This is a genomic window from Pedobacter sp. 01T416_2 (assembly GCF_056398925.1).
Genome location: NZ_JBFTQI010000821.1, coordinates 1 through 2,492, shown reverse-complemented (window position 1 = coordinate 2,492; position 2,492 = coordinate 1). Strand labels below are relative to the sequence as shown.

Here is a 2,492-nt window from a genome sequence, read left to right as displayed (position 1 = left end):
CGCAATGAACATGGCCAATAAAGAAGCAAACATTTCAAATCTTTTCGAGCTTTTTAACATCTTGGCCTCGGTAACCACAATACCTTTCTTTTCTTTGGCTGGTTTGTAAATGTTGAGGATAAACAATGTACTAGCGCTGTTCAGCCCTGGAGAAAATGAGGTAATAGCAGCGCCAAAAATAACGGCAGCAATAAAACCGCTGAGTACAGGGGGCGATACATCGCTTACCACCCTCGAAAAAACTTCAGTCGTGTTTTGCATGTTGCTGTACATATGAACAGCAATAATTCCCGGCAGCATAAATAATAAGGGCCCAAGAAGTTTGCCCGCACAGGCCAGAGCAATTCCCTTCTGGCTGGTTTTAAGATCAGAAGAAGCCAATGCCTGTTGCACAATTACCTGTTCCGTACCCCAATAAAAGAGGTTCATTAAAATCATACCGGTAAAAATGGTCGAAAACGGAATGGCATCACCTGTTTTTCCTATTGAATTAAAGTGTTCGGTTTTTGAGGTAAGAATAGTATGCATACCCTGTTGCAGATCTCCATTTCCTACATGCCTCACCCCAAAATAAGCAAGTAACAATGCACCGGTAAACATACAGGCACCCAATACAAGATCAGAAATAACGATGGCTTTTAAGCCGCCCAATATAGAATATAAACTGCCCACAAGCCCGATGCACCAAACCAAAATCCAGATGCTGCTGCCATAACTGATGTTCCAGATATCAGAAAAATGAAACAGGCCATTTAGCGCAACTGCACCACTATACAATACAATAGGCAAGAGGTTAACGAGGTAGCTGATCAGAAAAAGGAAGGAGACGAGTTTTTTGGTTTGCGGATCGYACCGGCTTTCCAGAAAATCGGGGGTGGTAGACATGGCGCCCTTCAAATAAACCGGGATCACAAATTCTGAAACCAATAACATGGCAAATACAGAACTTACGCCCCAGGCCATTACCGTCATATTGTTGATGTATACCGATTCGCTGCTGCCTACAAATTCGGCGGCACTGATGTTGGTGAAGAATAATGCACTTCCCACAGCAGTAAAACTTAAGGTACGATTGGCCAGAAAAAGCCCGGCTGAAGTCGTGATTTTATGCTTTCGGGTTTTGATCCAGGAAATCAATGCAACAAGAAAGGTTACCACTATAAAAGTAACGAGCGCCGTAGTATTCATGTGCTTTAGCTTATAACGAATTTCTTCTGATGAGTACTGTTGGAATGATTTCCTGTATTTTTTCTTTTTTCAGCACCGCATGCGCAACTTTTTTGCCCATTAACGAAAAATCGGCCGAATAAGTTGTAATGCCCCCGCCTATAAGTTCTTTTACCACCTCATCGTTATGCGAAAGGATGCCGATATCTTTTCCCACCTGTAGCTGCTTTGCTTCGCAATCTTTCAATATTTTCCAGATTTCGGAATTGTTCAGTGTAAAGTAAACCTTGCCTTTTTCTACACTTCCAGGCTCATATTCATTTATTATCCTGGTATTTACAGCGAAATCTTTCGTAAACTTTTTAAAGGCCCTGATAATTTCGACTGGATCTAACGAACCAGGAACATGAAAGAAAATCATTTCATCGAACTTTTTTATGGTATCGGCAAGTTCGGCTAAAACTTGGTAGGTAGATTGCTCAAATTCCTGAGTAACATAATTAAATTCACCTTTTAAGGCTTCGTAACGGTCGAACATGATCAGTTTGTTGCTCGGTAAGCTATCTAACAGGTGTTTGGTTTTAGGATGTGGAATTGGCGAAATTACATAAACACCATATTTACCTTTAATCATATCCAGCATGGTTTCGAACATGGTAATATTGCCGTGATGAAAGAAAACATCGATGTGCACATTTGGCCCAAGTTCATTCCTGAAATTACGGTAAAACTGCTCCTGGAAAGAATCAATCAGGTACATCAGTAGCGCTACCTTTAAGGTTTGTTCGGTATCGTCGTTAGCCACAAAATACCCTAAACGCTTTTTCGATTCCACTATACCGCGGCTAATCAACTCGCGATAACCTTTCATTACCGTTTCGCGGGCAAAACCAAGCTCTTTAATCAAAACATTGATAGAGGGGAGCGCTTCACCCTTAGAAATAATCCTTTCATCAATGGCATTAATAAAACCCTGAACAAACTGCTCATGTTTTGAATAAGAGGGTATTTCTTCGAGTTCCTGTATTTTTTCGAAAATAGTTATCATAAAGTAGATTGGGCTACACTAGTCTATAGGTTTGTAATTCTGCTTTGCCTTTTAATTTACAAGGTAATAAAATTCAGTTAATCAACAATCGAAAAAATATTCCATATCTCATTTTTGTCTCATGTTGAACTGTAAAGATAGGTTATGTAACAATAAAGGCACAAAATTGCCTGTTTTTGTTAAGAGGTAACCTAATACTGAGCGCGTTTTTTTTACAAAAGCCAAAAATAAGTTTTGCAATTCTAATAAAAGATCATTTATATTTACATAATAATAG

At 39.4% G+C, this 2,492-nt stretch carries 2 protein-coding genes; both read right to left on the bottom strand.

Annotated elements, in window-relative coordinates; all coding sequences use genetic code 11:
• Positions 1 to 1,188, bottom strand: a 1,188-nt coding sequence (locus AC1DPQ_RS24555; protein ID WP_477611165.1) for a solute:sodium symporter family transporter, incomplete at its 3' end; no start/stop codon positions are given.
• A gap of 10 nt (positions 1,189 to 1,198) precedes the next feature.
• Positions 1,199 to 2,215, bottom strand: coding sequence for a GntR family transcriptional regulator (locus AC1DPQ_RS24550; protein WP_477581315.1), 1,017 nt, complete (start codon positions 2,213 to 2,215; stop codon positions 1,199 to 1,201).
• Between the last annotated feature and the right edge of the window lie 277 nt (positions 2,216 to 2,492).

What these genes read in the sequence shown, in the direction of transcription:
- AC1DPQ_RS24550 (WP_477581315.1), bottom strand. Translation starts at nt 2,215, where the DNA reads ATGATAACTATTTTCGAAAAAATACAGGAACTCGAAGAAATACCCTCT.